This is a genomic window from Okeania sp. SIO2B9, assembly GCF_010672505.1.
Taxonomy (GTDB): domain Bacteria; phylum Cyanobacteriota; class Cyanobacteriia; order Cyanobacteriales; family Microcoleaceae; genus Okeania; species Okeania hirsuta.
This window is the reverse complement of the sequence record NZ_JAAHGK010001780.1, coordinates 1-1,106: the sequence shown is the minus strand read 5'-3', so window position 1 is coordinate 1,106 and position 1,106 is coordinate 1. Positions and strand designations below refer to the sequence as shown.

Here is a 1,106-nt window from a genome sequence, read left to right as displayed (position 1 = left end):
TGTGGCGTGGGAATTGCCGCATTTTTAGGGCATATTCTACGGGGGAGGAGGGGGAAACGATTTTGGATTTTGGATTTTGGATTTTGGAGCGTTGAGGGGTGTGAACAGTGGTGAGGGGTGTGAACAGTGCTGAGGGGTGTGAACAGTGCTGAGGGGTGGGCAGAAAGAGTAGCCTGTTTGGGTTGGGCAAATGGCAACTACTTCTGGATAAAGTTCTCTGGCGGTGCGGCGATTGAGCCGGAGTTCTTCTTCGATAAAGTGTTTACGGGCGGTCAGGGTTGAATAATCTAGAAACCCAAAGTTGACGGGCTTTTTGATTTTGTAGGCGTAGTCGCCCGTCAGCAGAATATAGGAGGCGTGGGTCTGGATCAGTTCAATCGGCTCGTGGACCGAATGCGGATAGAATTCCGGCTGCATCATGGATTTAATAAGGGGCGGGAGACCGGGATTTAGCATCGTGATCACCGTTTTACATGCTTCAACTACCCGTACTTTTCCATCACATCCCAGGCGATCGCCGATTCCTGGGCGGTTTGTTGGTTGGGTTCAGGGATGATCCGAGAGTGGCGTAGGGCATCTTGAAGATGGGTGTCCAGGGGTTGGCCTTCGACACTCACCCAGTTCATTTTCATCACAATATCGGTAATGGAAATCATGCCTAGAAGTTTCCCGTCCTGTTTTTCGCCAAAGCCAATAACTGGGGCACGTTGAATCCCTGCTTCCGCCATCCGTTGGGCGGCTTCAACAATGGTGGCATCGCCAAAGATCAGAACACAGGGCGATCGCATCACTTCAGACACGTTGATTTGTTGAGGGTCAAGGCGTCGGGCAATGACACGGTAAACAATATCCCGTTCGGTAATTATGCCATGATTTTCATGGTCGTTGGAGGGTTCGATGATGAGTGACCGGACATGGTGGTATTGCATCAGGGCGATCGCCTCGGCAACGGTGGCGTGTTGGTCGATGGTCAACACATGGGGCGTCATAATATCCGCCACAATCATCGTAATCGTTGTTTTCATGATGCTAGCTCCAGACAAGATGGACGATAGAAGAAGACGCGCTGGCCATGGAAACCTGTCAGACAACCAACGGGGCCTCTT

Annotated in this window: 2 protein-coding genes; both read right to left on the bottom strand. The window is 51.4% G+C overall.

Features of this window, described 5'->3' with window-relative positions; translation table 11 throughout:
* Positions 1–36: 36 nt before the first annotated feature.
* The gene (locus tag F6K13_RS35715) at positions 37–456 is read right to left on the bottom strand and encodes a hypothetical protein (protein ID WP_353735769.1); all 420 of its coding nucleotides are present in this window, start codon (positions 454–456) and stop codon (positions 37–39) included.
* Between the two features lie 26 nt (positions 457–482).
* Entirely contained in the window at positions 483–1,025 is a 543-nt protein-coding gene (locus tag F6K13_RS34385) for a CBS domain-containing protein (protein WP_287290122.1), read from the bottom strand.
* Positions 1,026–1,106: the final 81 nt, after the last annotated feature.

Excerpts from the sequence above, each read along its gene's own strand:
- F6K13_RS34385 (WP_287290122.1), bottom strand. The coding sequence starts at position 1,025 with ATGAAAACAACGATTACGATGATTGTGGCGGATATTATGACGCCCCAT.
- F6K13_RS35715 (WP_353735769.1), bottom strand. The coding sequence starts at position 456 with ATGCTAAATCCCGGTCTCCCGCCCCTTATTAAATCCATGATGCAGCCG.